General features: G+C 53.6%; 26 protein-coding genes. 9 read left to right on the top strand and 17 right to left on the bottom strand.

The features are described 5' to 3' along the window. Window positions 1-85 precede the first annotated feature (85 nt). From ACQ0MK_RS19390 to uraH, 8 genes are all read right to left on the bottom strand, one after another. The gene (locus tag ACQ0MK_RS19390) at window positions 86-1,006 is read right to left on the bottom strand and encodes an ABC transporter permease (protein ID WP_430474007.1); all 921 of its coding nucleotides are present in this window, start codon (window positions 1,004-1,006) and stop codon (window positions 86-88) included. After that, window positions 1,006-2,085 carry an ABC transporter permease gene (locus ACQ0MK_RS19385; protein WP_350042821.1) on the bottom strand — a complete coding sequence of 360 codons (1,080 nt, stop codon included), beginning with the start codon at window positions 2,083-2,085 and terminating at the stop codon, window positions 1,006-1,008. The genes ACQ0MK_RS19390 and ACQ0MK_RS19385 overlap by 1 nt, the downstream gene beginning before the upstream one ends. Beyond that, window positions 2,072-3,679 (bottom strand): ABC transporter ATP-binding protein, encoded by a 1,608-nt coding sequence (locus ACQ0MK_RS19380; RefSeq protein WP_430476050.1) that lies wholly within the window; start codon window positions 3,677-3,679, stop codon window positions 2,072-2,074. Before ACQ0MK_RS19380 ends, ACQ0MK_RS19385 begins: the two co-directional genes overlap by 14 nt. An 88-nt stretch (window positions 3,680-3,767) precedes the next feature. Further along, window positions 3,768-4,241: a nucleoside deaminase gene (locus tag ACQ0MK_RS19375; protein ID WP_350042822.1), complete on the bottom strand. Its 474-nt coding sequence runs from the start codon at window positions 4,239-4,241 to the stop codon at window positions 3,768-3,770. A 108-nt stretch (window positions 4,242-4,349) separates the two neighbouring features. Beyond that, window positions 4,350-5,414 (bottom strand): xanthine dehydrogenase accessory protein XdhC, encoded by a 1,065-nt coding sequence (gene xdhC, locus ACQ0MK_RS19370; protein WP_430474006.1) that lies wholly within the window; start codon window positions 5,412-5,414, stop codon window positions 4,350-4,352. 4 nt (window positions 5,415-5,418) lie between these two features. Continuing rightward, window positions 5,419-7,815 carry a xanthine dehydrogenase molybdopterin binding subunit gene (xdhB, locus tag ACQ0MK_RS19365; RefSeq protein WP_430474005.1) on the bottom strand — a complete coding sequence of 799 codons (2,397 nt, stop codon included), beginning with the start codon at window positions 7,813-7,815 and terminating at the stop codon, window positions 5,419-5,421. After that, window positions 7,808-9,301, bottom strand: coding sequence for a xanthine dehydrogenase small subunit (xdhA, locus tag ACQ0MK_RS19360; RefSeq protein WP_430474004.1), 1,494 nt, complete (start codon window positions 9,299-9,301; stop codon window positions 7,808-7,810). Before xdhA ends, xdhB begins: the two co-directional genes overlap by 8 nt. Before the next feature lie 7 nt (window positions 9,302-9,308). Next, the gene (uraH, locus tag ACQ0MK_RS19355; protein ID WP_430474003.1) at window positions 9,309-9,662 is read right to left on the bottom strand and encodes a hydroxyisourate hydrolase; all 354 of its coding nucleotides are present in this window, start codon (window positions 9,660-9,662) and stop codon (window positions 9,309-9,311) included. A 498-nt stretch (window positions 9,663-10,160) separates the two neighbouring features. Here uraH and puuE point away from each other — a divergent pair, with 498 nt between their 5' ends. The 4 genes from puuE (at window position 10,161) to ACQ0MK_RS19335 (ending at window position 13,245) form a co-directional block, all read left to right on the top strand. Further along, window positions 10,161-11,075, top strand: coding sequence for an allantoinase PuuE (gene puuE / locus ACQ0MK_RS19350; protein ID WP_430474002.1), 915 nt, complete (start codon window positions 10,161-10,163; stop codon window positions 11,073-11,075). A 27-nt stretch (window positions 11,076-11,102) separates the two neighbouring features. Beyond that, window positions 11,103-11,630, top strand: coding sequence for a 2-oxo-4-hydroxy-4-carboxy-5-ureidoimidazoline decarboxylase (gene uraD, locus ACQ0MK_RS19345; RefSeq protein WP_430474001.1), 528 nt, complete (start codon window positions 11,103-11,105; stop codon window positions 11,628-11,630). Between the two features lie 74 nt (window positions 11,631-11,704). Next, entirely contained in the window at window positions 11,705-12,724 is a 1,020-nt protein-coding gene (gene alc, locus ACQ0MK_RS19340) for an allantoicase (RefSeq protein WP_430474000.1), read from the top strand. A gap of 14 nt (window positions 12,725-12,738) precedes the next feature. After that, on the top strand, window positions 12,739-13,245 hold the full coding sequence (locus tag ACQ0MK_RS19335; RefSeq protein WP_430473999.1) for an ureidoglycolate lyase: 507 nt from the start codon (window positions 12,739-12,741) through the stop codon (window positions 13,243-13,245). Window positions 13,246-13,319: 74 nt separating this feature from the next. Here ACQ0MK_RS19335 and ACQ0MK_RS19330 read toward each other — a convergent pair whose 3' ends face one another. Genes ACQ0MK_RS19330 through ACQ0MK_RS19320 form a run of 3 tightly spaced genes read right to left on the bottom strand, consistent with a single transcriptional unit; the run spans window position 13,320 to window position 15,724 of the window. Continuing rightward, on the bottom strand, window positions 13,320-14,171 hold the full coding sequence (locus tag ACQ0MK_RS19330) for a delta-class carbonic anhydrase (protein ID WP_430473998.1): 852 nt from the start codon (window positions 14,169-14,171) through the stop codon (window positions 13,320-13,322). A 57-nt stretch (window positions 14,172-14,228) separates the two neighbouring features. Continuing rightward, a complete protein-coding gene (locus ACQ0MK_RS19325; RefSeq protein WP_430473997.1) occupies window positions 14,229-14,912 on the bottom strand; it encodes an HAD family hydrolase in 684 nt (227 codons plus the stop codon). Then, a complete protein-coding gene (locus tag ACQ0MK_RS19320) occupies window positions 14,909-15,724 on the bottom strand; it encodes a tetratricopeptide repeat protein (protein ID WP_430473996.1) in 816 nt (271 codons plus the stop codon). Before ACQ0MK_RS19320 ends, ACQ0MK_RS19325 begins: the two co-directional genes overlap by 4 nt. 140 nt (window positions 15,725-15,864) lie before the next feature. Here ACQ0MK_RS19320 and ACQ0MK_RS19315 point away from each other — a divergent pair, with 140 nt between their 5' ends. Continuing rightward, the gene (locus ACQ0MK_RS19315) at window positions 15,865-16,176 is read left to right on the top strand and encodes a ribbon-helix-helix domain-containing protein (protein WP_430473995.1); all 312 of its coding nucleotides are present in this window, start codon (window positions 15,865-15,867) and stop codon (window positions 16,174-16,176) included. After that, window positions 16,125-16,469 (top strand): type II toxin-antitoxin system RelE/ParE family toxin, encoded by a 345-nt coding sequence (locus tag ACQ0MK_RS19310; RefSeq protein WP_430473994.1) that lies wholly within the window; start codon window positions 16,125-16,127, stop codon window positions 16,467-16,469. The genes ACQ0MK_RS19315 and ACQ0MK_RS19310 overlap by 52 nt, the downstream gene beginning before the upstream one ends. A 111-nt stretch (window positions 16,470-16,580) precedes the next feature. Here the strand turns inward: ACQ0MK_RS19310 and ACQ0MK_RS19305 are convergent, their stop codons facing one another. From ACQ0MK_RS19305 to ACQ0MK_RS19280, 6 genes are all read right to left on the bottom strand, one after another. Further along, the gene (locus tag ACQ0MK_RS19305) at window positions 16,581-17,363 is read right to left on the bottom strand and encodes a succinate dehydrogenase iron-sulfur subunit (protein ID WP_350042836.1); all 783 of its coding nucleotides are present in this window, start codon (window positions 17,361-17,363) and stop codon (window positions 16,581-16,583) included. A gap of 25 nt (window positions 17,364-17,388) precedes the next feature. Next, window positions 17,389-19,185 carry a succinate dehydrogenase flavoprotein subunit gene (gene sdhA, locus ACQ0MK_RS19300; RefSeq protein WP_430473993.1) on the bottom strand — a complete coding sequence of 599 codons (1,797 nt, stop codon included), beginning with the start codon at window positions 19,183-19,185 and terminating at the stop codon, window positions 17,389-17,391. A gap of 4 nt (window positions 19,186-19,189) precedes the next feature. Further along, window positions 19,190-19,573: a succinate dehydrogenase, hydrophobic membrane anchor protein gene (gene sdhD, locus ACQ0MK_RS19295; protein WP_430473992.1), complete on the bottom strand. Its 384-nt coding sequence runs from the start codon at window positions 19,571-19,573 to the stop codon at window positions 19,190-19,192. 27 nt (window positions 19,574-19,600) lie between these two features. Beyond that, window positions 19,601-19,981, bottom strand: coding sequence for a succinate dehydrogenase, cytochrome b556 subunit (gene sdhC / locus ACQ0MK_RS19290; protein ID WP_350046685.1), 381 nt, complete (start codon window positions 19,979-19,981; stop codon window positions 19,601-19,603). Between the two features lie 437 nt (window positions 19,982-20,418). Continuing rightward, window positions 20,419-21,468, bottom strand: coding sequence for a MaoC family dehydratase (locus ACQ0MK_RS19285; protein WP_430473991.1), 1,050 nt, complete (start codon window positions 21,466-21,468; stop codon window positions 20,419-20,421). 123 nt (window positions 21,469-21,591) lie between these two features. Beyond that, window positions 21,592-22,470 carry an HpcH/HpaI aldolase/citrate lyase family protein gene (locus ACQ0MK_RS19280; protein ID WP_430473990.1) on the bottom strand — a complete coding sequence of 293 codons (879 nt, stop codon included), beginning with the start codon at window positions 22,468-22,470 and terminating at the stop codon, window positions 21,592-21,594. A 216-nt stretch (window positions 22,471-22,686) separates the two neighbouring features. Here ACQ0MK_RS19280 and ACQ0MK_RS19275 point away from each other — a divergent pair, with 216 nt between their 5' ends. The 3 genes from ACQ0MK_RS19275 to ACQ0MK_RS19265 are packed head-to-tail and all read left to right on the top strand — an operon-like array spanning window position 22,687 to window position 26,611. Further along, window positions 22,687-24,243: an OmpA family protein gene (locus ACQ0MK_RS19275; RefSeq protein WP_430473989.1), complete on the top strand. Its 1,557-nt coding sequence runs from the start codon at window positions 22,687-22,689 to the stop codon at window positions 24,241-24,243. A 3-nt stretch (window positions 24,244-24,246) separates the two neighbouring features. Then, a complete protein-coding gene (locus ACQ0MK_RS19270; RefSeq protein ID WP_430473988.1) occupies window positions 24,247-25,746 on the top strand; it encodes a hypothetical protein in 1,500 nt (499 codons plus the stop codon). 31 nt (window positions 25,747-25,777) lie between these two features. Continuing rightward, window positions 25,778-26,611 (top strand): hypothetical protein, encoded by an 834-nt coding sequence (locus ACQ0MK_RS19265; RefSeq protein ID WP_430473987.1) that lies wholly within the window; start codon window positions 25,778-25,780, stop codon window positions 26,609-26,611. Window positions 26,612-26,621 lie beyond the last annotated feature (10 nt).

Raw genomic sequence — 26,621 nt, 5'->3', positions numbered from 1 at the left:
GTGTGAGTTTTGGTTCGGCATGAGCCTTCCTCCCGTTGGGTCGGAACATCGTTTGACGTGTTCCGATCCCGCAATGGACCGCCCCTTATTGGGCCGGTCTGAACGCCTGTCCAATACAGGCAGGCGCATTCAGTCTGATCTTCGCACGGTCACTGGAAATAATCACCAGCACAATCACGGTGGCCAGATACGGCAACATCGACATGAACTGGCTTGGCACATGAATGCCCGCACTCTGTGCATGAAGCTGCATCACCGAAATCAAGCCAAACATATATGCCCCGGCCAGTAAACGGCCCGGACGCCATGTTGCAAACACCACAAGTGCAAGCGCGATCCAGCCACGCCCCGCGGTCATGTTTTCAGCCCACATCGGCGTATAGGACAGCGAAAGATACGCCCCGGCAAGACCCGCCATTGCCCCGCCAAACATGGTGGCAAGATAGCGGATTTTAATCACGGAATAGCCAATCGCATGCGCCGAATGATGGGAATCCCCAACCGCCTTAAGCACAAGCCCGGCCCGCGATCTGGTCAGGAACCAGCCAATGCCGACCACGACCGCAATCGACAGATACACAAGAAAATCCTGCCCAAACAGGATCGGCCCGATGACCGGAATGGCACTGATGCCCGGAATCGAAAGCGATGGCAGCGGATTAATCGCAAACCCGACAAAGCCGGACCCGACAAGGGCGGAGAACCCGACACCAAAAATCGTCAGGGCCAACCCGGTTGCCACCTGATTTGCCATCAGGGTCAGGGTCAAAAACGCAAAGATCAGCGACATCAACGTGCCGGCAACCACCGCCGCCGCAACGCCCAGAATGGCCGAGCCACTTGAGGCCGTTACAGCAAAACCGGCAATCGCACCAACCAGCATCATGCCTTCAACGCCAAGGTTCAAAACACCGGATTTCTCGGTAATCAGCTCCCCCGACGCCGCAAGCAAAAGCGGGGTCGATGCGGTAATCACCGTCAGAAAGAAGGGAACAATCCATTCCATTATGCGGTTCTCCCTTTGGCCGCGGTTGAACCGAAACGAATGCGATATTTGGTCAGAACGTCACAGGCCAGCAGGAAGAACAACAAAATCCCCTGGAAAAGCCCGGTCACCGCATTGGGAAGCCCCAATGTAATCTGGGCCAATTCACCCCCAAGATAGGTCAGCGCCATGATCAGGCCGCCAAACAAAATACCCACCGGATGCAAGCGCCCCAAAAAGGCAACAATGATCGCGGTAAAGCCATAACCCGGTGAAATCGATGGCTGCAACTGGCCAATTGGCCCGGCCACCTCAAACAAGCCCGCCAAACCGGCAAGACCACCACCAAGTAACAGCGTGAACCACACCATGCGTTTCTGACGAAACCCGACATGACGGGCGGCCTGCGGGGCCTTACCGACAACGCGCAACTGGAACCCGATCACGGATTTCGACAGCAACAACCACCCGGCAATCACGACAAACACCGCAACGGCAGTGCCAAGATGCACACGCGTACCGTCATAAATGATCGGCAGCAATCCGGCATCGGGGAACGGACGTGATTCCGGGAAGTTGAACCCTTCTGGATTACGCCAGGGACCATGCACCAGGAAGCTTAGGAACAGGGTCGCGACATAGGTCAGCATCAGGCTGGTCAGAATTTCATTGGCGTTAAAGCGCGTGCGCAGCAATGCCGGAATTGCCCCCCAAAACGCACCACCCAGTGCGCCCATGACGAACATGGCCGGCATCAGAAACATGCTTTCGCTGTCATAGAAATACAGCGCAAGACCACCGCCAAAAATCGCGCCCATGGTCAACTGGCCTTCGGCCCCGATATTCCACACATTGGCGCGGAATCCCATGGCAAGACCCACGGCTATAATCACAAGCGGCGTTGCCTTCACAAACAGCTCGGAAATGCCATAGCTGTTGCTGATCGGCAGGATAAAGAAGGTATAAAGCGCATCAAACGGGTTCTTGCCCATAAAGGCAAAAATGATCCCGCCAACGAAGAGTGTCATCAAGATTGCCAGAACCGGCGACAGATAAACCATCGCTTGGGAATGCTGGCGACGGGGTTCAAGCCTGACCAACGCGACCTCCTTGGATTTGGGTTTCGTGCGCCGGGGTCGCGTCGCCTTCAAGATCATGAAGGCCCCCCATCAACAGACCAATTTCTTCGATGCTGACATCGGCCATCGGGCGTGGCTTGGACATTTTGCCTTCCGACATCACAACGACCGAATCACAGATGGCAAAAATCTCGTCAAGGTCTTGGGAAATCACCAGAACCGCTGTGCCCTTGGCCGCCAGATCAAGCAACGCCTGATGAATGGCACTGGCCGCTCCGGCATCCACCCCCCAGGTTGGCTGTGAAATCACCAGAACACCCGGGTCCTGAAGAATTTCACGACCAACGATAAATTTCTGAAGGTTCCCCCCCGAAAGCGATCCGGCCTCGGCACCGGCACCAGTGGTGCGCACATCAAACGTCTTGATGATGTTATCGGCAAAACTTTTGGTCGGAACTTCACGAATAAGCCCCCGCGCGGCAAGTGCCATGCGGCGGAACGCGGTTAAGAAACCATTTTCCGACAAGCTCATATCCGGTACCGCACCGTGGCCATTGCGTTCTTCTGGAACGAACGCGGCCCCAAGACGGCGACGGCGGCGCGGACCAAAATGGGCAACCGATTTGCCATCAATCTTGATGGTATCTGGGGCTGCTTCCTGTTCGGTTTCGCCGGCCAACGCCTGAAACAGTTCGTTCTGGCCGTTCCCGGCAACACCGGCAACCCCCATGATTTCCCCTCCACGCACATCAAGATTGATGTCCTTAAGGTGGGTTCCGAACTGCTCGTCACTCAACAATGAAAGTTTGGAAACCGTCAGTCTCACATCGCCAAAATCGCGATCCGCACCACGATCAGGGGCGGTCAATTTCTGACCGATCATCATTTCGGCCATCGATTTTGCGGTTTCTTCACGCGGGTCACAGCCCCCAACCACCTTGCCACCGCGCAGAACGGTTGCCTTCTGGCACAGCGCCTTCACTTCATGCAGCTTGTGGCTGATATAAAGGATCGCACAGCCTTCATCGGCCAGACGACGCAGGGTTTCAAACAGCTTTTCAACTTCCTGCGGCGTCAAAACGGATGTCGGCTCATCCAGAATAAGTAATTTCGGGTTCTGCAACAGGCAGCGGACAATCTCGATGCGCTGACGTTCGCCGACCGACAGGGTGTAAACATGGCGATCCGGGTCAAGCGGCAGCCCATAGGTCTTTTCGACCTCAAGCACCTTTTGCCGCAGCACATCCATATCGCGCACGTCATTCATCGCAAGCGCGATGTTTTCAAGCACGGTCATGGTTTCAAACAGCGAGAAATGCTGGAACACCAGACCAATACCCATTTCACGCGCATCATGCGGACTGTGGATCGTTACCGGCGCGCCCTGCCAGATCAGGTCACCCTGATCGGCCTGCAACACACCATAAATGATTTTCACAAGCGTACTTTTGCCCGCACCATTTTCCCCGAGCAACGCATGGATTTCACCCGGCTCGATCCGGAAACTGATATCGTCATTGGCCAGACAGCCCGGAAAGGCCTTGGTCACACCGCGCACTTCCAATTGCGCAGGTGCCGCCCCCTTCATCGCGTCTGCCCCGGCATCACCGGTCATTGACGTCACTGTTGCCACCCCTATTTAGCATTATAATTTGCAACCCCTTTTGCGGTTCTACCGCAGAACGGTTTGCAATCAAACGGTCTCAATATGCGATCTTGTCGGTTTTGGCATCCCATGCCGCAAATACGTCGCGGGCTTCGGGCAAATCGACATGAACAATTGGCAATGAACGATCATTCATCGGCTTTGCCACTTCATCATAAAGGAACTGATCATCGAAACCGATGGCAGCAGCATCCTCGCGGCCATTGGCGTAATAGATCTTGTCAAGACGGGCCCAATAGATCGCCGAAAGGCACATCGGGCAGGGTTCGCAACTGGTATAGATTTCACACCCCGACAGCTCGAACGTGCCCAGCTTTTCGCAGGCAGCCCGAATGGCGCTGACTTCGGCATGGGCCGTCGGATCGTTGTTGGATGTCACATTGTTCCATCCTTCGGCAATCACCTCGCCATTGCGAACAATGATTGCCCCGAACGGTCCACCGCATCCTTCATCCATTTTTTGCCGCGATAAATCCACGGCACGGCGCATATGGCCTTTGGCGTCACACACTGCCAAATTCTCCTTTACGAAACCCCTGATCTGATTGCCAGATCACCTGATTGGCCGTCATTTCGCGGCCATTTATCATTAATTTTGCCTTTAAAGAAGGCTTTAAGCTCATCCGACGCCGTCTGATGCGGCTTTGGTCGTTTGATTTTGTGCCAACTGTGCTTCACGCACCGACAACACTTGTGCAGCAACCGACGCTGCAATCACCACCGGCTGTTTTCCGGTAATGCCTTGAATCCCAATCGGGCATGTCAAACGACCGATCTCGGCCGCCCCCAACCCCCGATCAGAAAGCCTTCTGACGAACCGTGCGCGTTTGGTTTGGCTGCCAATCATGCCAACAAAACCAAGATCACCGCGCATCAATGCTGCCCGGCAGATATCAAAATCAAGCGCATGGTTATGCGTCAGGATCAAAACATGCGCCCCTGCCGGGATATCGGCGACCTCGTCTTGTGGCTTATCACTTTGATGAATATGAAGGTTCTCACCCTTAACCCGATCCAGATAGTCATCACGCGAATCGATCAGATGCACATCAAACGGTAATGGTGCCAATGCCGAAACCAGCGCCTGACCAACATGCCCGGCCCCAAAAATCCACATCGGTGTAAGCGCCTCATCAAGGCGCAGACACAGCGTTTCCGCACCATTGATCGTAACAATACCGCCGCGTTCCGTGCCAAAGCCCGATGCCAACATGCCTGCCTGCAGGCTATCAGATGCAGCGATATGCAATCCCCCGGCATCGCCTGCGACAGGCAACATCACCCAACGCCCTGATTGCGAAACTGGCTCGCTTGCGATCTCGGACAAAACATCACGCAGATCAGCTTTCTGGCCCGCATCCAACAGATGAAACCCGACCTCAACCGACCCGCCGCAACATTGACCAAGCCCCGGCCCCAACGGAAAGCGCACAATTTCCGCATTGGGCAGCATCGCCGCGTCACACTTGCCAGCCGTCTGTTTGGCAAAGGCATCCACCACCCGGCGCGTGACTTGATGTTCAAGATTGCCGCCGCCAATGGTGCCTGCCGTCCTGTTGCAGGTAACAAGCATGAAAGCGCCAACTTCGCGCGGAGTTGATCCTTTGACCGCCGCAACACTGACCATCATCACCGGATCCGGCGATGTCAGAAGATCAATATGATGGCGCAGCGACAAGGTCATGATGTCATTCCCCTGCCACAGAAACCGGCTGATCGGGCTGTGCGATCATGCGTTTGGCGATATCGGCAACCGCATAAAGCACGGCCTCTGGCGTTGCCGGGGTTTCAAGGGTCGGGATAATGCCATGATCCGCGACCGAGGCCACCGCATCGGCAATCGCCCGATGCACGGAAATTGCCAGCATCAAGGGTGGCTCACCAACAGCCTTGGACCGATGAATGGTTTTTTCAACGTTTCGTCCCGAAGACCACAGATCAAGCCGGAAATCTCCCGGTCGATCCGAACAAGCCGGGATTTTATAGGTCGACGGCGCATGGGTGCGCAGGTTGCCCTTATCATCCCACCACAATTCTTCGGATGTCAGCCAGCCCATTCCCTGAATAAAGCCACCTTCGATCTGCCCACGGTCAATCGCCGGGTTCAACGACCTGCCAACATCATGAATGATGTCGACACGGGTCACCTTATATTCGCCGGTCAGGGTATCAATCAGAACTTCCGAACAGGCCATGCCATAGGCAAAGTAATAGAACGGACGACCCGATGCCGCTTCGCGGTCATAATGAATTTTCGGCGTGGCGTAATAGCCGGTTGCCGACAAGGACACGCGCGCAAGATAGGCCTGCTTGATCAGATCGGCAAAGCCAACCTCTGCCTTATCCCCGACAATGATCTTGCCGGGTGTAAAGCGCACAGACGCCTCGGCCACACCGTATTTTTCAGCAGCAAATTCGATCAAGCGGTTCTTGATCGTCATCGCCGCATCACGGGCAGCCATGCCGTTCATATCGGCACCACTGGATGCGGCCGTGGCCGATGTATTTGGCACCTTGCCGGTATTGGTCGCGGTGATTTTGATCTGATCAAGGTCAATCTGGAATTCTTCGGCCACAACCTGGGCGACCTTGATGAACAGGCCCTGCCCCATTTCCGTCCCGCCATGGTTCAGATGCACCGACCCATCCTGATAGACATGGATCAACGCACCGGCCTGATTAAGGAAGGTGGTGGTAAAGGAAATGCCGAACTTGACCGGGGTCAGCGACATGCCCTTTTTCAAAACCGGGCTTTGGGCATTAAAGGCCTCGATCGCGGAACGCCGGGCGCGATAGTCGCTTGATTTCAGAATATCGTCGGTCAGCTCACCCAGAACGTTATCTTCGACAACCATATGGTACGGCGTCGTGTTGCGATCTTTGGTGCCGTAATAATTGGCAATCCGCACATCCATCGGATCGCGCCCGACGGTTATCGCGATTTCATCAATGATCCGTTCAATCGCCACCATGCCCTGTGGCCCGCCAAAGCCGCGAAACGCGGTGTTGGAGACAAGGTTGGTTTTACAACGATACGATCTGATTTCAACATCGCCAAGGTAATAGGCATTGTCGGTATGAAACATCGCCCGATCACAGATCGCGGCTGACAAATCGGCTGAAAATCCGCAATTGGCGGCATATTGGATATCAAGCCCGCAAATCCGCCCGTCATCGTCAAAGCCAACATCATAATCGACAATGAAATCATGGCGTTTACCGGTCATGACCATATCGTCATCACGGTCCAGTCGGAATTTCGCTGGACGTCCGGTATTGACCGCAACGATGGCCGCCAAAGCCGCCCATTGCATCGCCTGCGTTTCCTTGCCACCAAACCCGCCGCCCATGCGCCGCACTTCGACCGTCACCGCATTGGCCGGACGACCAAGAACATTGCCGATATTGTGCTGAACTTCCGATGGATGCTGGGTCGAACAATGCAGGAATACATCACCGTCCTCACCCGGAATGGCAAAGCTGATCTGCCCTTCAAGGTAAAAATGATCCTGCCCGCCAATATCCATTCGACCCGAATGGCGGTGCTTGGCGCGGGCCAAGGCGGATTTGGCATCGCCCTGCTTCATCACATGTGGCGGGGCGACAAATTGCTGTTTTTCAAGGGCTTCCTGGGTCGACAGGATCGCTGGCAATTCTTCATATTCAATGTCGGCCAGCTTGGCAGCGGCACGTGCCTGTGCGCGGGTTTCCGCCGCGACACAAAATACCGGCTGACCATAAAACTGCACCAGCCCATCGGGCAAAACCGGCTCGTCATGGGTATGGGCCGGGGATACATCATTCACACCGGGAATATCATCGGCTGTCAGAACGCAGACAACACCCGGTGCGGAACGGACCTTCGACAGGTCCATTTTCTTGATCTTGCCATGCGCGATGGTGGCCGCCCCCGGTGCCAGATGAAGCGTACCAAACGGCTCCATAATGTCATCGATATAGATCGCTTCGCCCGAAACATGTTTAGGGCCACTGTCATGTTTCGAGGATGACCGAACACCGCCCGACAAACCCTTTGTCGGAGCAATTTCATCATCAAGCGCTGCTTTTACAGTCTGATCAGACATAAGCCGCCTCCTTGCCCACCAGACGGGTGGCAACTTCCGGCGCGGTTGTTTCGATGAACAGTTTGGTCAAAAGGTTCTGGGCAACCAGCATGCGATATTCTTTCGATGCCCGCATATCAGACATCGGGGCGAAATCCTGCGCAAGGGCGCGCTGGGCGGCCCCCAGTGTGGTTTCATTCCAGTCCTCTCCGATCACGGCCGTTTCACACTTTTTCGCCCGCATCGGCGTTCCGGCCATGCCGCCAAAGGCCGCCCGGAATTCCGTTACCTTGCCATCTTCAACCTGAAGGGCAAAGGCACCAAGAACGGCGGTGATATCCTGATCAAACCGTTTGGAAATCTTGTATGCCTTAAACGCCAATCCCTTGGCCGGTTTGGGCACAATAACACTTTCAACAAACTCGCCCTTATGGCGGTCCTGTTTGCCATAGGTGATAAAAAAATCTTCCAACGGTACTTCGCGCCGGATATCGCCCATGCGCAGGACAATCTTTGCCCCCAGCGCAATCAAGGCCGGTGGTGTGTCACCAATCGGCGATCCATTGGCAATATTGCCGCCCACAGTTCCGGCATTGCGGATTTGGCGCGATCCGATGCGGCGAACCAATTCGCCAACATCCGCAGCCACCCGGCCCAATGCATCATGGGCACGGCTATAGGTCACACCGGCCCCGATAATCAGGGCATCTTCGGTTTCCGTGACCGATTTCAAATCCGCGACATCACCAATATAAATGATCGGGTCCAGACGTTTGAGCATCTTGGTCACCCAAAGCCCCACATCAGTCCCACCGGCCAGTACCGTCGCATCCGGATGGGCAACAAAAAGGGCCGCCAGTTCATCAGACGTGCGCGGCGCATAATAGCGGCCAGCAGCATGTTCAATCGCCAATGGCTTGGTCCCGTCAACCATCGCGATCAAACGGGCGGCAACATCAGAACGGCGTTTTTGTTCAATCGCGTCATTGGCAGCAACCCCGCCTGCTTTGCGCGCTGCTTCAATGATCGGGCCATAGCCGGTACAGCGGCAAAGGTTCCCCGCCAGCGCATCATTAATCGCACCCCGGTCATCTTCCCCACCATCAAGCCAAAGCTGATACAGGCTCATGACAAACCCCGGCGTACAGAACCCGCATTGCGACCCGTGGGTTTCAACCATCGCCTGCTGCACCGGATGCAGGGTACCGTCTCTGGATTTAAGGTGCTCGACGGTCAAAAGCTGTTTGCCATCAAGGGTCGGCACAAACTGAATACACGCATTGACCGTGCGATAGCCCATCCCGCCAGTGCCGTTAGGTTCGCCCAACACAACCGTACAGGCCCCGCAATCACCTTCGGCGCAGCCTTCCTTGGTTCCCGATTTACGTTCTTCAAGACGCAAGTAATCAAGCACCGTCATCTGCGGATCAACACCGCGCAGGCTGCGTTCTTCGTCGCCCAGAAGGAAACGGATATCATTGCGGAAGGAACCTGTTGCGTTCGCCATGATGCCCTCAGCTTCCGCGATAGGTGGAATAGCCAAATGGCGACAGCAAAAGCGGCACATGATAATGCGCCTGACCATCGGAAATACCGAACCGGATCACCACCTGATCAAGGAATTTTGGCTCGGGAAGTTTTGCCCCGATCGCATCGAAATAAGCCCCTGCATGAAACACAAGCTGATATTCGCCCGGCTTGAAGGCTGCCCCGTCAAGCATCGGCGTTTCGGTTCGACCATCGGCATTGGTGACTGCTTCGGCGACCAGATCATCATGACCATTGCCAAACCGATGCAGTTCGATACGGATGCCAGCAGCCGGACAGCCTTTTGCCGTATCCAATACATGGGTAGTTAGTCGGCCCATGCCGGGTCTCCTCTCTCGATACAGGGTTTGAACCCTTATAATTCGGTGGTCGGTCGCTTCTCCCGTGTTCGACATTCTTGTTTGGGCGGACCCGTTAGTTTTGTGTCGAACTTATAGCGTCTCGAAGGGTCGCATTAGGACCCACCCTCGGGAAAGAGGGGATAAAGTGAAACTATATCAATAATTCTTTGAAAAACGAACAGGTTCGTTTCAGGCACTATAATCGCGAACAGAGGCAAAAAGCCTTGAAAGACCGCGTAAAACGTGGCCCAAATCAATTTCCGTCCAGGAACATTATCAAAACAGTCTTGATAGTGCGGCACTTATCGGGTCCAGCAAGCTTGGTTTCGTCCTTGCTGCGCTGTGACCTATGGTTAATTGTAACCTGATAGGATGCTACACGAAACGTTCCGGACGACAAAGCCGGGCATGACGATCAGAACTCATTATTTTAAATGGAACGGGTTCTGCCCCTAAAGAATTCAGGAGAAGGCACTGATGAACGACCAGACTTATGCGCGTGATTTGATCGGCTATGGCGATACTCCGCCACAAGCCAACTGGCCCAATAAGGCCCGCGTTGCGGTTCAGTTCGTCCTGAATTACGAAGAAGGCGGTGAAAACTGCGTTCTGCACGGGGATAAGGCATCCGAAGCGTTCCTGTCGGAAATCGTCGGTGCGGATATGCGCGAAGGTGTCCGCCATATGAGCATGGAGTCGATTTACGAATATGGCTCGCGCGTTGGTGTGTGGCGTATCCTGAACCTGTTTCGCGAACGCCAGATCCCGATCACGATTTTTGCCGTTGCCATGGCGCTGGCCCGCCATCCCAAAGTTGGCGAAGTCGCCATGAAAGACGGGCATGAGATTTGCTCGCACGGATATCGCTGGATCGACTATCAATACATGCCCGAAGATCAGGAACGCGAACATCTTCACAAGGCCATCGACATCATCAAAAGCGTCACTGGTGAACGCCCGCTGGGCTGGTACACCGGCCGGACAAGCCCCAACACAAGGCGCCTTGTCGCCGAGGAAGGCGGGTTCTTGTATGATGCCGATGATTACAGCGACGAATTACCGTTCTGGAGCACCCAGACCGAAAAACCGCACCTGATCGTGCCCTATACCCTTGATGCCAATGACATGCGCTTTGCCGCCATGCAGGGCTTCAATTCCGGCGAACAATATTTCCAGTATCTCAAAGACAGCTTCGACACATTGTACGAAGAAGGTGCCCAAACTCCGCGCATGATGTCTTTGGGGCTTCATTGCCGACTGGTTGGCCGCCCGGGCCGTTTCGCCGCCCTTAAACGCTTTGTCGATTACGTACAAAGCCACGACAATGTCTGGTTCGCCCGCCGGATTGATATCGCACGCCACTGGCGCGAACATCATCCCTTTGGCGGTTGAGAACCGACACCAGAAACCAAGGTAACCATGACAGAAACTACAGAATCCCTGTTTATCACCCGCCCGCCAAACACCTTGGCCGAAAGCGCCTTTGTCTCGCTTTATGGCTGGGTGTATGAGCATTCGCCGTGGGTTGCCCATAAGCTTTATGCGCGCGGCATCACCAAATCACTGCACAGCCCGGCCGCCCTTGCCGATGCCATGGCCGCAGTGGTCAATGGTGCGGTGGATGATGACAAACTCTCTTTGCTCCGTGCGCACCCGGATCTGGCGGGGAAACTTGCCCTAGCCGATCTGACCGCATCTTCACAGGACGAACAAAAGGGTGCGGGCCTTGACCAATGCAGCCCGGAAGAACTCGCCCGCTTTACCGAGCTTAATGACCTTTATAAACAGAAATTCGGCTTTCCGTTTATCTTTGCCGTCAAAGGGTATAATCGCGCAGACATTCTCGAAGCGTTCGAGCGTCGGGTAAAAAACGATCCCGAAGCCGAATTTAACGAAGCCATCCATCAGGTTCACCGCATCGCCAAATTGCGGCTTGAGGCCCTTTAGCCCAGCCGATACGCAATTGCGCAAACCACGCCTTATAACCGAATAAAAAACGATCATTTCAGGATTATATAACCATGAGCCATCAGGAAAATCACGACGCGCCGGAATTTACACGGCGTTTTGTCAATCTGGCCGACGAACGTCTGGGCGCAGTAGCCATTTTTGCGACCGATGATTTCTTTGCCGATAAACAACGCATGCTTCAGACAGCAGATGCAGTGTTTTATCCTGATCGTTATGACGATAACGGCAAATGGATGGATGGCTGGGAAAGCCGCCGCAAACGTGTTGAAGGCCATGATTACTGTGTTGTCCGACTTGCGACATCGTGCCGCATTTTTGGCGTTGATATCGACACCAGCCACTTTACCGGCAATTTCCCGCCGGCAGGGTCGCTCGAAGGCTGCTATTGCCCGGATGGTGATCCGCTTGATGATGCCAAATGGGATGAAATCGTTGCCCCGATGGGTCTGGGCGCAAGCGCGCATCATTATGCCGATGTCACCTCGGATGCCATTTACACCCATGTCCGCCTGCACATCTATCCCGATGGGGGCGTTGCACGGCTGCGCGTCTATGGCCGACCGAACCGCGACTGGACCGACATGGCCGCCCGCGGCGAACAGGTTGATCTGGCATCGATGATGAATGGTGGCGTTGTTGTCGGCTGGTCTGATTCCCATTACGGCAACCCGAATGCCATTCTGGCACCGGGTCGCGGGGTCAATATGGGCGATGGCTGGGAAACCAGGCGTCGTCGCGAACCGGGCAATGAATGGCTGATCATTGAACTTGGCAATCCGGGCGAGATTGAAAAAATCATCGTTGATACCTGCCATTTCAAGGGCAACTATCCCGACCGCGTTTCCATTCAGGGGGCTTATGTTGACGGCGAAAAGGACAAGTCCCTGACCGCACGGTCGATGTTCTGGTCAACCATCTTGCCCGAAAGCAAAATGCAGGCAGATCACATCCACGAATTTGATGCAGCTTCCCTTTCCATTAATGGTCCGGTCACGCATTTGCGTCTGAATTCGATCCCGGATGGCGGCATCAGCCGTTTGCGCATTCTTGGCAAACCAGCCACCAAATAAAGGAACGGACTGGTATGAAGCTTTCGGTCGAACACCTGACCCCGGATGCCTTCGCCCCGTTTGGCGAAGTGATTTCAATTGCCACGGCGCGTGACAGCTATCCGATCAATCTGGGCACCACCACCCGGTTCCACGACATTTCACGTGTCGATGTTGCCGATGGTGATGGTGCTCCGATCATCAGCATTTTTCGCGGCACGCCGCGGCCAAAACCGATTGAAATCAAGATGATGGAACGCCATCCGCTGGGATCACAGGCTTTTATGCCGCTCTCGGCCCAAAGGTTCCTGATCGTGGTCGCTGCGGGAACCGACACACCCAAACCTGAAGACCTCCGCGCCTTTCTCTCTGATGGCACCCAAGGTGTGACCTATGCCAAAAACGTCTGGCATCATCCGCTTCTGGTTCTGGAAGAAGACAGCGATTTTCTGATTGTTGATCGATCCGGCCCCGGTGAAAACCTCAATGAAATCGACCTGCCACTGGTCGACGGCGAAACCATCACCCTTGATTGGGCTTAGCATCAAGCAACGGTGACACGTCCTTGAAAATCAGAAAGAGCGGGCAAAAATGCCCGCTCTTTTCGTACACGCGATCAGTTAATTTGCGACAGCAGATCAGGATTCGTCACAAGATTTCGCACCCCGTGGGCATGGTCTTCGTCGAACAGATTGTCTTTTAACCATGCATCGACCGACAGGATGTTGAGCTTAACGACTTCGGGCCGCACGCTCCAGGTCACCTGAAACGGCGATCCTTTTTCGTTATATCCCGGCCCGGTGGTCGAGCCTGCATACAGGACCGGATCACCCAGATCGGTTGGCAGGTTGGGAACCTGATTAAGGCCATTGATCTGCTTGATCTGTGCCATTTCGGTGAAATCAACCCCGCCCTCAGATACCAGAACCGCGACAACCGCCTCAACGCGAAGCTGCGGATTGCCGGTCGCATCGCTCAGGCACGTGCCAAGGCCATTGCCAAGGGTCGCTTGCGCGCTTGAATGCACAAAATGAATTTCGATGGTATCGCCCGGCTCAAGATCGCCATGTTCGCCCGCGCCGATCGCCATGCCAACCGGCGCACGTTCAGCGTCCGTCAGTTCACCATCATACTTAAAACCGGTCCCATACCCATGACCATCACCGTTCCCGGCAAAGGTTGTGAACTGACCACCTTTATGTTCGGCATTTTCATGAAAATGAATGTCACACAGCGCCATGTTGCTTGCGGCTGGTGCCATGCTAAACGAACGATGGTTGGCACCGCCAAGCGCAGTAATGTCACGCGGGGACTGCGGACCATACCCCATGCCATCCGTGGTAACCGCCAAAGCCGCGCGCTGCTGGGCGATGATTTCGTCGGAAACCGCATGGGTATCAGATGCAGCAAAAGCAGCAGAAGAAACAAGCGCAACCGTAACGCCTGCCCACAAGAACGTCTTAAGCATCTTCTTTCTCCAGAAAATAACGGAAACAGGCAAGGTCTTCGGTCCGGATTGAGCGGCCTAGTGTCTTGATGGCCCAAGCAACCCGAAATCACGCAGGCAATTATGCAAATCATCGCTGTTACCCGCGACATACTCTGCACCAGCATCCCGCAGGATACCATAATCCTCTAAACTTCGATGCGCCCCACCCAAAAACCCGACGGATCGCATGCCCGCGGCCCGGGCTGCAATGATCCCGGATGGGCTATCTTCGATCACAAGGCATTGCTCTGCCTGCCAACCTGATTGCGCCGCCGCAAACAGGAAAACATCCGGTGCCGGTTTGCCACATGCGACCTGTTCCGCTGAAAAGATCCGCCCCTCAAAGAAATCCACCAACCCGGTCAGGGCAAGACATTGATCAAGCCGGGCAAGATCACTTCCAGATGCCAAAGCAATCGGAACGGTAAGCCGCGTTAGAAGATCACGCATTCCCGGAATGGCGCGCAGTTCGGTTTCAAAGGTTCTGCTCAGTTCCGCTTCGCACCGTTCCTGATAGCGCTTCGGGTCAATCTCTGTCCCAAACCGTTCATTCAGGGCCGCCACCATCTCGCCATAGGTGACACCACCAAATTCCCGTGCAAGATCACTTGCCGTTATCGTCACGCCATAATTTGGCAACAGCTTCTCATCAACTGCAAAGGACAGAATTTCGCTGTCGATCAGAACGCCGTCGCAGTCAAAAATGATGTTTGAGATCATTGCGCGGGTGCTTGTTGTCCCGTCCCCGCCCCGGCATTCAGATCAAGGGCCAGAAGCCGTTTTTGAATGGTCTGGGACAGCACCGGACCGGCCCCCGCCTGAAGGGCACGTTGATAGGCCGCGCGCGCCATATCGGTTTTACCCATTGCCAGAGCATTATCGGCAAAATGCGCGATATGCTCGGCCGTTGGCATCACCTTGTTGGCGCGGACAAACACGTCTTCCGCTTCCTGATATCGGCCTTGGCGATACAATATCAGGCCATAGGTATCAAGCGCACCACCGTCATCCGGGGCAACTTGAAGGGCTTGCTTGGACAAACGTTCGGCTTCTCCCAGATTTTCACCGCGCACCGCATAATGATAGGCCAGCCAGTTGGCCGCCCCCATATTCCCCTGCCCGGCCGCCTGATAGGCTTCTGCCGTTAAGGTATCGCGGTAAGATGAAATGACCGCTTCAATCCCCGCCTGATCCAGCCCGTCCACCCATGTCAGACCAACCCGAACGGCCTTGCAGCCTTGGGCATTGCTTTGCTGGCACATGGTAACGGCTTCTTCCACCGCCCCAAGAACAGTTGCCGATGGACCGGCGGCATATTCCTTGCCGGCATCATCACGGGCAAGTGCCTTGAAATCAATCATCGCCCGATAGCGATCATCAAGTTTCGCCTCGGTCGGGGCGGCAAACATATCTTGTGGTTCCCAGTTCGAACTGGTGTCGCCACAGGCCGCAAGACCAAGGATCAGGCCCAAGCCAAGCAACGAGCGTAAGGAAGAGGTCGAAAAAGAGCGAGGTGACGACAAGGCGATCATTCCCGATTTTGGTGAAGAGAACCGACAACCATCTTAACCGCTTACGGTAAGACAGACATTAACAAACAACCACAATCGCACACCCATGCCTTGACAGTAGTGCTACTGAGTAGCACTTTAGACAGGAAAGGAGAACGATCATGACCGTCAAATCATCCATCTCTTTAACTGACAACCAGAACGCCTTTGCCCGCGAACTGGTGGAACAGGGAAAGTATCCCAGCGTCAGTGCCGTCCTGCAGCAGGGCTTGGAATTGCTTCGCCACAAGTCCGAACTCGAAAATCTTGAAACAGAAGCTTTGCGCGACATCATTAGCACCCGACGCAATGGTCAATTCATTACAGGGTCGGCAATGAAAGACCGCATTTCTGCCATCGCAGAAAAAAAAGCGCCGCACCCATGGCCTATGAGATTTCCTATGCAGCAGATGCAGAGCGTGACTTTAGCCTGATTTTCGATTTTCTCGTTGAAAGCTATATCGGGTTTGGCGAAGACATTGACAGCGCCATATCCCACGCCCAAGAACGCCTTTTCTCCATCCAGAAAGACATCGAAAAGCTTGGCAACACCCCGTATTGCGGGACGCTGCATAACGACATTTTGCCAAACTTGCGCCATGTCACTCTGGGTCAGGCGATCATTTGGTTCGACGTGATCGAGGAGCCGAAAAATGTCAGAATACTTGCTGTCTTCTTCGGTGGGCAGGACCATTTCCGGCACATGCTGACACGGCTTTTGTCCTAATCTCCAAAAACTCCCGACCCAAGAACGAAAAAGCCGCCGGGATCAAACGATCTCCGGCGGCTTTAACATGCTGGCGTAAAACGCCAATATCAGGGCAACACTGCCAAGCGCTTAGGCGCGGCGTTCTGCAATCATCTTTTTGATTTCAGTAATCGCCAAGGCCGGGTTCAGGCCTTTCGGGCAGGTGTTGGTGCAGTTCATGATCGTGTGGCAACGATACAGGCGGAACGGATCTTCAAGTGCATCAAGACGTTCACCAGTATATTCGTCACGCGAATCAGCCAACCAGCGATAAGCCTGCAGCAGAACTGCCGGGCCAAGATAACGGTCCGAGTTCCACCAATAAGACGGGCACGCGGTCGAGCAGGAGAAGCACAAGATGCATTCCCACAAACCGTCAAGCTGCGCACGTTCTTCACGCGACTGCAGGCGTTCGCTATCGGGCGGAGCCGGGCTATCGGCTTTAAGCCATGGCTCGATCGAAGCAAGCTGGGCATAAGGCTGCGACAGGTCCGGCACCAGATCCTTGACCACCGGCATATGCGGCAGCGGATAGATTTTGACTTCGCCCTTGATGTCATCAATCGGCTTAAGACACGCAAGCGTGTTACGGCCATCAATGTTCATCGCGCACGACCCGCAAATGCCTTCACGGCATGAACGGCGGAACGTCAAAGTCGCGTCGATCTCGTTTTTGATCTTGATCAGCGCGTCAAGCACCATCGGACCACACTTATCAAGATCGATATCATAAGTGTCGGTACGCGGGTTGTCGCCGCTATCAGGATCAAAACGATAGATCTTGAAGCTACGTGTGTTCTTCGCGTCAGCCGGAGCAGAGAACGACTTGCCCTCTTTTACGACCGAATTGGCGGGAAGATTGAATTCTACCATCTCTCAAATCCTCTCTTGCCGCGCCTTAATAGACGCGCTCTTTCGGCTCGATGTATGACACTTCATCGGTAAGGGTGAAGTTGTTAACCGGACGGTATGTCAGATCAACAGCATAACCCTTGGTGTCATCCACTTTGGCAATGGTGTGCTTCATCCAGACTTCGTCATCACGTTTCGGGTAATCTTCGTGGGCATGTGCACCACGGGATTCCTGACGCGCTTCTGCCGAATTCATCGTCGCGGCGGCACAGGTCATAAGGTTCTCAAGTTCAAGAGTCTCGACCAGATCCGAGTTCCAGATCAGCGAACGATCCGAAACACCGACGTCGGGAAGGGTCTTGGCGGTTTCAGCAAGCTTGTCTTTGCCTTCTTTAAGGATCTCCGCGGTACGGAACACACCGCAGTTACCCTGCATAACGCGCTGCATTTCCAGACGGATATCGGCCGTCGGACGCGAACCCTTGGCCCAGCGCAGACGATCAAAGCGTGCAATCGCTTCTTCGCCATCCGTGCCTTTGAGTTCCTTGAAGGATGATTTCGGATCAACCACTTCGGCTGCATGCATGCCACATGCACGACCAAACACAACCAGATCAAGCAACGAGTTCGTACCCAGACGGTTTGCACCATGGACCGACACACAGGCTGCTTCACCAGCCGCCATCAGGCCCTTAACAATTGCATTCGGGTCTTTGGCGGTCGGGCGCAGAACTTCGCCCTTATAGTTGGTCGGAATGCCGCCCATGTTGTAATGGACCGTTGGCAGAACCGGGATCGGTTCTTTGGTCGCATCAACACCGGCAAAGATTTTTGCGGTTTCGGTAATACCCGGCAGACGTTCCCACAGCACTTCCGAACCAAGATGTTCAAGATGCAGGTGGATATATTCGCCGTGTTCACCAACACCACGACCGTCACGGATTTCCTGTGCCATACCACGCGACACAACGTCACGCGATGCAAGGTCTTTAACGGTCGGTGCGTAACGTTCCATGAAACGTTCGCCTTCGGAGTTGGTCAGATACCCACCTTCACCGCGGGCACCCTCGGTGATCAGGCAACCCGAACCATAAATGCCGGTCGGGTGGAACTGAACAAATTCCATGTCCTGCAGACCAAGACCCGCACGGGCAACCATACCATGACCGTCACCGGTGCAAGTATGTGCCGAGGTGCAGCTAAAGAATGCACGGCCATAACCGCCAGATGCCAGAATGACCATCTTGGCGTTGAAACGGTGCAGCTCGCCGGTATCAAGATCCCAAGCAACCAAACCGCGGCAGGTGCCGTCTTCGTCCATGATCAGATCAAGGGCGATATATTCGACAAAGAATTCAGCTTTATGCTTAAGGCACTGCTGATACAGGGTGTGAAGCATCGCATGACCGGTACGGTCAGCAGCAGCACACGCACGTTCTACCGGTGCCTTACCGTGATCACGGGTGTGACCACCGAACGGACGCTGATAGATCTTGCCATCTTCGGTCCGCGAGAACGGCATGCCGTAATGTTCAAGTTCATGAACCGCCGGAACGGCGTTACGGCACATATATTCAATCGCGTCCTGATCGCCAAGCCAGTCAGACCCTTTGACGGTGTCATACATATGCCACTGCCAGTGATCCTCGGACATATTGCCAAGCGATGCACCGATACCACCCTGGGCAGCAACGGTGTGCGAACGGGTCGGGAAGACCTTGGTGATACAGGCTGTTTTCAGGCCGGCTTCAACCGTGCCAAGTGTCGCACGAAGACCGGCACCACCTGCACCCATAACAACGACGTCGTAGTTATGGTCGATAATTTTGTATGATTCACTCATTGGCTCAGGCTCCGGCAAAAACGATACGCAGGACTGATACGACGGCTGCCACGGACAGGAATGCCGCAACGGCCTTGATCAGCATCAGCGAGATCACTTCTGCTTTACGGTTATGCACATAATCTTCGATCACGACTTGCAGACCATGCGTGACATGCACGGCAACGCTGACGATCATCAGGATCATCATGGTCGAATGGAAGTACGAGCTCAACCAGGCCTGCACGGCGTCATAATCAGCCGTATGCCCAGCAAGAATCGAAATTATGAACCAAATGCCGAGCGGAAGGTTGGCCATCGCGGTAACGCGCTGGGTCCACCAGTGCGACGAGCCACTTTTGGCAGAACCGAGGCCACGGACACGGCCCAGATCGGATTGCATCTTCATGACAAGTTTGTCCCCTCTTGCCCGGCCTTAAGCCAGACCGATGATCCAGGTGATGATGGTCAGCACAACTGCCGCGCCAAGGACGATTGGGTTGCCTTTGGCAGCACCCTCATTCGACAGGCCGCGACCAGTATCCCAGACAAGGTGCCGGATACCGTTGCAAGCGTGGTAATAAAATGCCGCTGTCCAACCGAACAGCAACAACAGACCAAACCACGAGGTGAAAAATGCGTGATAACCATTAAAGGCTTCACGACCAGCGCCGGCTCCAATAAGCCAGGACGCCAGAAATACGAAACCAATGGCAAGGCCGACACCCATCGCGCGGAAAGTGATGGACATCATTGCCGTCATCGGAAGCCGGTACACCTGCAAGTGCGGAGACAGCGGCCGATTGGCTTTGCTCATAGCGGAATTGCCTCTTCTCAAAGTAGCTGGCGGGAAAGCAGGGTTTATTTACCCATGCAGCGGGTTTGAGTCAATCTGAACCCCTTTGAAAACCAAAGAAATCAGTGACAAAACTCCGTTTTCGCCTCCGTTTAACTACGTAGGTTGACCTCTCAGACACCGTAAACACCCTGCGGGAAGGGCTTATTCAAAGACACACACGGTCATTCTTTGAATGCGCATACGACGTAACGTGGATTTAGCAATTGCACAATTAGACCTTCATACGCAAGAAAACTGCCCATTGATCAGGTCTATTTTATTGCAAACACATATGGATGCACGACCAACTGATCAAGATCATCAGGCCATGCTGCGTGAAATTAGCGCCAAGCATCCAAAGGAACCGTTAAACGCAAGGCACTTAATATCCCGGTATTTCGCGGTTTCCCCTTCAATTAGCGTGGAATCAAAACCGTATAATCAAAATCAAGCAACACATCAGAATGGTATTTTCCATCCGCGGTCCGCAGCGGAAAATCGCTGGCCTGACGATCACGCACTGCAACAAGTCGCAGACGCAGCGCGCCAAGATCACGCCGTCCCGGCACGTCAAACTTCCCGAGAATTTCCGACCAGGCAAAAATCGTATCCCCGGCAAAGGCCGGATTGGCGTGGGTTCCGGCATTGATCGCGGCAATCCGGAACGCATTACCAAGCCCGTTAAACGACAATGCCCGGACCAATGAAATGATATGGCCGCCATAAATCAGGCGTTTGCCAAACCGTCCGCCATTTGCCGCCACCTGATCGAAATGAACCTTGGCGGTGTTTTGATAGAGTCGCGTGGCAATCTGATGTTCGGCTTCTTCAAGCGTCATGCCATCGATATGGTCAATTTTCTCGCCGACGAAATAGTCATCCCAGCGATGCGGCGATCCCGACAATTCGGTGTCATAGGCCGACACATCCAGCCCGACAGGAATTTGAAACGCTTCAGGTGCGACGACACCGGGCAATTCCGGCAAAACGGTTTCCGGCGCCGGAGTCCCTTCATCGCGTTTGCGTACCATCACCCAACGATTGTAATCAAGTACCATCTCGCCGCGTTGATTGCGCCCGACGGAATTAACGTAAACAACCCCGGTCTTGCCGTTGGAGTTTTCCTTGATCCCGGTCACGGTTGAAACCGAACTGACCGTATCACCGGGATATACCGGCACCCCAAACACGCCCCCGGCATAGCCAAGATTGGCCACCGCGTTTAACGACACATCGGGGACGGTTTTGCCAAACACCATGTGAAAGGCCAAAAGATCATCTACCGGGGCAGATCGAAAACCGATTGCCTGGGCAAACTCGTCAGATGACTGCACGGCAAAGCGCGGACCATAAAGCCCGGTATAAAGCGCGACATCGCCGCTTGTGATTGTCCGCGGTGTGGCGTGGCGGATTTCCTGTCCGATCTGGAAATCTTCAAAATAGTTGCCCGGATTGGTCTTTGACATTCGATTGCCTCCCCTGAAAGGCCGGAATTTCTATGTAATGCCGATGCGCGCCGTTCTGGCTGTCTTGAATGCAGCCATTTATGACCCGGCGCGAACCGTCTTGTCCGAGTACGGACAAGCCCGTCAGGCAGCGTCCATTTCCGTGATCAGATCGGCCATCTCGACCAGTTTTTTGGCCGAAACCACATGCAGATTTTCAATCAGCTTGCCATCGACCACGACAACTCCCTGGCCCGCCGCACTGGCTTCCTCATGGGCAGCAATGATTTTACGCGCCCAGTCGATCTCGGCTTGCGCCGGGGCAAAGACCGCATTGGCTGCAGCAATGGTTTTCGGATGAATAAGCGTCTTGCCATCAAACCCCAATTCACGCCCCTGTTTGCAGGATGCGTCAAACCCGGCATCGTCCGACAGATCAAGATGAACCCCGTCAAGGATCGCCAAGCCATAAGCGCGTGCCGCCAACAGGCACAAACCAAGACTGGTGATCATGGGCAAACGGTCCGGCGTATGGGCGCAATTCAAATCCTTGGCCAGATCGGACGTGCCCATGACGAACCCGCCCAATCGCGGATGCGCACCGGCAATTTCCTTGGCATTCAACATCGCAAGCGGGGTTTCCATCATGCACCAGATGGTCATGCCGTCATGGGCACCTTCGGCCTCCATAATCGCGGCCACTTGGCGGACGGTATCGGCACTTTCGACCTTGGGCAGCAAGATGGCATCGGCAGACGTTTTGGCCGCAGCAACAATGTCGGCATATCCCCACGGCGTGTTCAGCCCATTGGTTCTGATCTGAATTTCGCGTTTGCCATAACCCCCTTCGGCAAGGGCACTGACAATCTGATCGCGCGCACTATCCTTGGCATCGGGTGCAACTGCATCTTCCAGATCCAGAATAAGTCCATCCGCCGGAAGGCTCCTGCCCTTTTCCAGCGCACGGGCGTTCGATCCCGGCATATACAAAACAGAACGGCGCGGACGCGGGGCAGCAGCCATCAGGATTCTCCCGTTTGATAATATTCGTACAATATTGCGCTTTAATTTTTACGAAAATTACCCAAACTTGCTTCGCACTGCAAGCCACTTTTTGCACTGCGGCACACCGAAACATAACTCTCATAAACATTCAAACAATGCTTGCTGACTGAGCGCCAGTAACGTTAATAGTATTTGCGGGGACTAATACACATTTTGATTGAATTTGGGGTTTTCATGAAATTCAAGCCTGCAAAGGCACTGGTTGCTTCTTTATGCGCAACCAGTTTGCTAAGTGGTTGCGTAACCAATGGCAGTAGCGCTAATTTTCTAAGCACTACACCCGGTGCGAACGGCGAATGCGAATATAACGAAGCCGCCTATGTGATTGGCGGGGCGGTGATTGGCATCGGGCTCGGTCTTCTGCTTGGTGGCGACAATAGAGGCCTAGCCACAGTTGCCGGAGGCGCAGCCGGGGGCCTGGCAGGCAAAGGTCTACAATCTTATCTGCAAAGCAGATGCAAGGAACTTGCGGCTGTTCAGCAACGCATGAAAGAAACCGATCTTAACGTTCAGGCTATTACAGCCCCGGCGTCTGGAAGCTGGGTTAACCCGGATGACACCTCGCAAAAAGAGGGTGAACAGGGTATCGCCGTAACGGCATCAAATACTGCAATGTTTGAAACCGGCGACTCAAACCCAACACCATCTGCAGCGCAAGACTTGCAGGAACTGGCAAAAACATATGCCGATAAAAACCGCAAAGTTCTCATTGTCGGGCATACAGATGCAACCGGCCCGGATGCCTTCAACCGCAAACTTTCTGAACAACGCGCGCGTGAGGTTGCCAAAATCTTTTCGAGTTCAGGCATCCCCGTATCAGACCTTTATTACAAAGGTGCCGGTGCTGACCGACCAATAGCAACCAACCAAACACCAGAAGGCCGAGCCACAAACCGGCGCGTTGAAGTTGTCGAACTTGAAACTGAAGACGGTATCATCGCCTATGACAGTTTCGTAGAAAGCGATCCGCTTTTGCCTGCCCGCGTTGCGGCATCTCAGGAAATACCTGAAACGCCTCCGGCACCACCGAAAGCTCAAACCTCTCCCAAACCATCAGATAAAGTTGAGGTTGCCACAAAGGATATTGCTCCTCCGCCCAAAGCGCTAAAATCAGGAACTTCTATCGATTTCGGCGGCCAATCCATTGCGGAGTATGACCAAAACCTTGCTGAGCAAATCGAAAAGAAAGAAGAGGGCAAAAGTCTAATCGCGTCTCTTTGGCCTATTTCCGATGCGCAGGCATCCAATGATGACCCCATGTTAGGGACAACCTGCATCAATGACACCTATCGCCCTGTTGGCGCAGTTATGTCACTTGATGATGACAAACCACTCCGGCGCACTTCGGACTATGTATCAGGACTTTATTCGACATCCTGGCATGACAATGTGAATGGTCACCTTGTTGGGTTGACCAATGTTGCCGTTCTTAAAGATAGCGGTCTGGTCGATAAACAGCCCGATTTCTTTGTCTTTGATAACTACCAAAAAGGCGACGAAACCCCTGCACTTCACACCACAGGGTCTGCGCGATCCTATGCCGGCCAGAACGGTGTGATTTATCGGGTATTTCTTGATGAAAATGTCTGGCCTGTAAGATGCGTCGATGTCTTCTTCCCCAAGGGAAGCGCCAAAAACAAAACCGCAGAATCCCGAATTTACTACGACAAGAACAGTCAGGTTTTTGCCAACGGGATGAACCTGAAACTTGCTAAAAGTACGGAACAGTAATCCATGGATGAACTTTACGCATTCTTGCTGGCCTATCGCGCCATTATCGGGGCTGCCGTACTTACGGCAATATTCGTTATTCTCGTCATCACATGGTGGGACGAGGTAAAACTGTTTTTCAAAAGCATGATGTATAGTTTGCCGATTATTGGCAAAACGCGTCGACTGGCAAAAGACATGTCAGTGCGTAAAGATGGCTGGTTTGCATCAGAACGAACTCTTTGTGACGACTTTGCCGGTGACATACGCCGTATTGCCGCCGATCCGGAAATGTATGATCGTTCCAAAAGCTATCTTGGCAAAGTTCAAGAACTCGGACGGAATGAACTTGGCGTCTTTATGCGCATTCTTCTGATTGCTATGGTTTTCGTCGAGGCACTCGGTTTTGCCTATGTTCTTGCAGGATACACGCTTCCAGGTGCCAGTGAACAGTTGCAGGTTCAAGGGTCCTTCTTCATTGCCTTCCTGATTTCTTGTGTATTGGTTTTCCTCACGCATCAGTCTGGTCAGGAACTTCACAAGCGCGGCTTGATCAAAAAAGTCCGTACTTGGTGGATGCATGATACGGACGAAGACCGGGCGAACCTTTTGGGCCGCACAAACAAGGTCACGCTTGAAAATGATCAGGTTGATGACAACGACCCTGCCTATATGCAGATCCTTCACCGTGTTGATACCAACGCCCATGTAACCCCGGGTGCTCCGATCTGGACGATCATTGCGACAATCGCAATCATTGGCGTTGCGGTAGGTGCAACTTATGTGCGGTATGAAACGTATCAGCAGGAAAAGACGGCTGAAACAATCGGTTCGGATACCCCATCAAGCAACTCTATTTTCTCACTTGGTGATCTTCAATCTGACGGGCTTCCCAGCGCGCTTACCCAACCTCAGGCAGACGCTGATCAACAGGCTGAAAATGAACAAGAAGGCGCGCGCGATGCCGCCAACCTGACGACCTATGCAATTCTCGCGACCCTGTTCATTCTCATTCAGATTATGGGTATTGGTATCGGTTACAAAACTGGCTTTGCCGGGAAGGAAAGTGCTACTGCACGCGGTATTATCCGCAACTTCCCAAGTCGAACCTCATATGAAGCTTGGTATGAGCGCAAGCGGGATGCGATTGCACGCGTTGCACAGAAGCATCTATCTAATTTGCAAGTACGGCTTACGGCAAATGCCGCAGCGAACGGTGTGGATAAGACACACCGCGAAGTCTTGATGGGTTCTGCTGATCGGACATTCATCGATCACCACGAACAATCCGAAAACAAAGCTGAAATATCGCGCCAGAATGCGGACAAACGTAAACAATCGCCCGTACAGGCTGCCAAAGAAGAACTCACACCGGCTGTTTCTGAGCCAAGCCCCGAAACCCGTGAGGAAATGGAAGCACGTATCCGTCAGGAACTGTTGAACGAAAAACAAGCCCGCGAAGAAAAGACCGAAACCGAAGAAGAAATGCGCGAGCGTATCCGCAAGGAAATGGGGGAATCATGATCAAGCCCCGTGATCCAAGGAAATAACGACAATGTTCAAACACACTTTTGCTGCTTTTGCGTTTCTGCTGGGCTTCGTTGACACCTCGGCGCAGGCCGCACCTGCGACAATAGGAAGTTGTTATGACACCGTAAAGCTGGGGGATATTCCGCCCCCGGCTCTATCGCGTGATCTTTACGTTCTTGTTGATCAGACCATGGCGCTGGATGCAAAGCTTCAGGAAGAATCCTATCAGAAGATCATCCAATTCCTCATGCCAGGTGATTCAGTTCAGGTTATTGGATTTTCGGCAAATGCGGCGGGATACTATACTGAAATTATCCTGCGCGGCGTTATTGATGCCCGCCTGCCCGACGATACCCGCTACGCGATCTCAAAAAAGATATTGCGCCAAATCGATACCTGTCAAAAAAATCAGGACAGCCAAGTTAGAACCTTTACCGGAAAGGCTCTTTTACATGCCTTTTCCAATGCGACAACTGACCTTCCAAAAACAGAAATCCTGTCCAATCTTTCCAATGTCACAAAAAGTGTAATCTCCCAATCTGGCACGCCCGAGAAATACATGCTGATCATCTCCGATATGATGGAGAATTCAGATCTCTTGTCACTATACGGTGCGGGAAAACTGGAAAAGCTAAACGCGGCACGTGAACTGGAAAAACTCGAAACGAAGGTGTCCTTCGAAGATATGGACCGCACAAAGGTCTATGTCATAGGAGGGGGATTCCTTAATGATGGCAAATACCGTTCGTCGGTTGCGCTCAAATCGCTGGAAAACTTTTGGTCTCTGTATTTTGATCAATCAAACGCCGAACTCCGTCAATTTGGATCGCCATCTCTATTGGGAGACATCGGACAGTAAAGTTTTCCTG

The organism is Thalassospira lucentensis (assembly GCF_050516545.1).
GTDB classification, from domain to species: domain Bacteria; phylum Pseudomonadota; class Alphaproteobacteria; order Rhodospirillales; family Thalassospiraceae; genus Thalassospira; species Thalassospira lucentensis_C.
The sequence above is the reverse complement of the archived record's forward strand: the minus strand, read 5'-3'. Positions and strand labels throughout refer to the sequence as shown.

Bases quoted from the DNA above. Each gene is read 5' to 3' on its own strand.
- puuE (WP_430474002.1), top strand. From the start codon at position 10,161: ATGAACGACCAGACTTATGCGCGTGATTTGATCGGCTATGGCGATACT.
- sdhD (WP_430473992.1), bottom strand. From the start codon at position 19,573: ATGAAGATGCAATCCGATCTGGGCCGTGTCCGTGGCCTCGGTTCTGCC.
- ACQ0MK_RS19280 (WP_430473990.1), bottom strand. From the start codon at position 22,470: ATGGCTGCTGCCCCGCGTCCGCGCCGTTCTGTTTTGTATATGCCGGGA.
- ACQ0MK_RS19285 (WP_430473991.1), bottom strand. From the start codon at position 21,468: ATGTCAAAGACCAATCCGGGCAACTATTTTGAAGATTTCCAGATCGGA.
- uraH (WP_430474003.1), bottom strand. From the start codon at position 9,662: ATGGGCCGACTAACTACCCATGTATTGGATACGGCAAAAGGCTGTCCG.
- uraD (WP_430474001.1), top strand. From the start codon at position 11,103: ATGACAGAAACTACAGAATCCCTGTTTATCACCCGCCCGCCAAACACC.
- ACQ0MK_RS19275 (WP_430473989.1), top strand. From the start codon at position 22,687: ATGAAATTCAAGCCTGCAAAGGCACTGGTTGCTTCTTTATGCGCAACC.
- ACQ0MK_RS19315 (WP_430473995.1), top strand. From the start codon at position 15,865: ATGACCGTCAAATCATCCATCTCTTTAACTGACAACCAGAACGCCTTT.
- ACQ0MK_RS19310 (WP_430473994.1), top strand. From the start codon at position 16,125: ATGGCCTATGAGATTTCCTATGCAGCAGATGCAGAGCGTGACTTTAGC.
- ACQ0MK_RS19320 (WP_430473996.1), bottom strand. From the start codon at position 15,724: ATGATCGCCTTGTCGTCACCTCGCTCTTTTTCGACCTCTTCCTTACGC.
- ACQ0MK_RS19325 (WP_430473997.1), bottom strand. From the start codon at position 14,912: ATGATCTCAAACATCATTTTTGACTGCGACGGCGTTCTGATCGACAGC.
- xdhC (WP_430474006.1), bottom strand. From the start codon at position 5,414: ATGACCTTGTCGCTGCGCCATCATATTGATCTTCTGACATCGCCGGAT.
- ACQ0MK_RS19270 (WP_430473988.1), top strand. From the start codon at position 24,247: ATGGATGAACTTTACGCATTCTTGCTGGCCTATCGCGCCATTATCGGG.
- ACQ0MK_RS19305 (WP_350042836.1), bottom strand. From the start codon at position 17,363: ATGGTAGAATTCAATCTTCCCGCCAATTCGGTCGTAAAAGAGGGCAAG.
- sdhA (WP_430473993.1), bottom strand. From the start codon at position 19,185: ATGAGTGAATCATACAAAATTATCGACCATAACTACGACGTCGTTGTT.
- ACQ0MK_RS19390 (WP_430474007.1), bottom strand. From the start codon at position 1,006: ATGGAATGGATTGTTCCCTTCTTTCTGACGGTGATTACCGCATCGACC.
- sdhC (WP_350046685.1), bottom strand. From the start codon at position 19,981: ATGAGCAAAGCCAATCGGCCGCTGTCTCCGCACTTGCAGGTGTACCGG.
- xdhA (WP_430474004.1), bottom strand. From the start codon at position 9,301: ATGGCGAACGCAACAGGTTCCTTCCGCAATGATATCCGTTTCCTTCTG.
- alc (WP_430474000.1), top strand. From the start codon at position 11,705: ATGAGCCATCAGGAAAATCACGACGCGCCGGAATTTACACGGCGTTTT.
- ACQ0MK_RS19380 (WP_430476050.1), bottom strand. From the start codon at position 3,679: ATGACCGGTGATGCCGGGGCAGACGCGATGAAGGGGGCGGCACCTGCG.
- ACQ0MK_RS19330 (WP_430473998.1), bottom strand. From the start codon at position 14,171: ATGCTTAAGACGTTCTTGTGGGCAGGCGTTACGGTTGCGCTTGTTTCT.
- ACQ0MK_RS19335 (WP_430473999.1), top strand. From the start codon at position 12,739: ATGAAGCTTTCGGTCGAACACCTGACCCCGGATGCCTTCGCCCCGTTT.
- xdhB (WP_430474005.1), bottom strand. From the start codon at position 7,815: ATGTCTGATCAGACTGTAAAAGCAGCGCTTGATGATGAAATTGCTCCG.
- ACQ0MK_RS19265 (WP_430473987.1), top strand. From the start codon at position 25,778: ATGTTCAAACACACTTTTGCTGCTTTTGCGTTTCTGCTGGGCTTCGTT.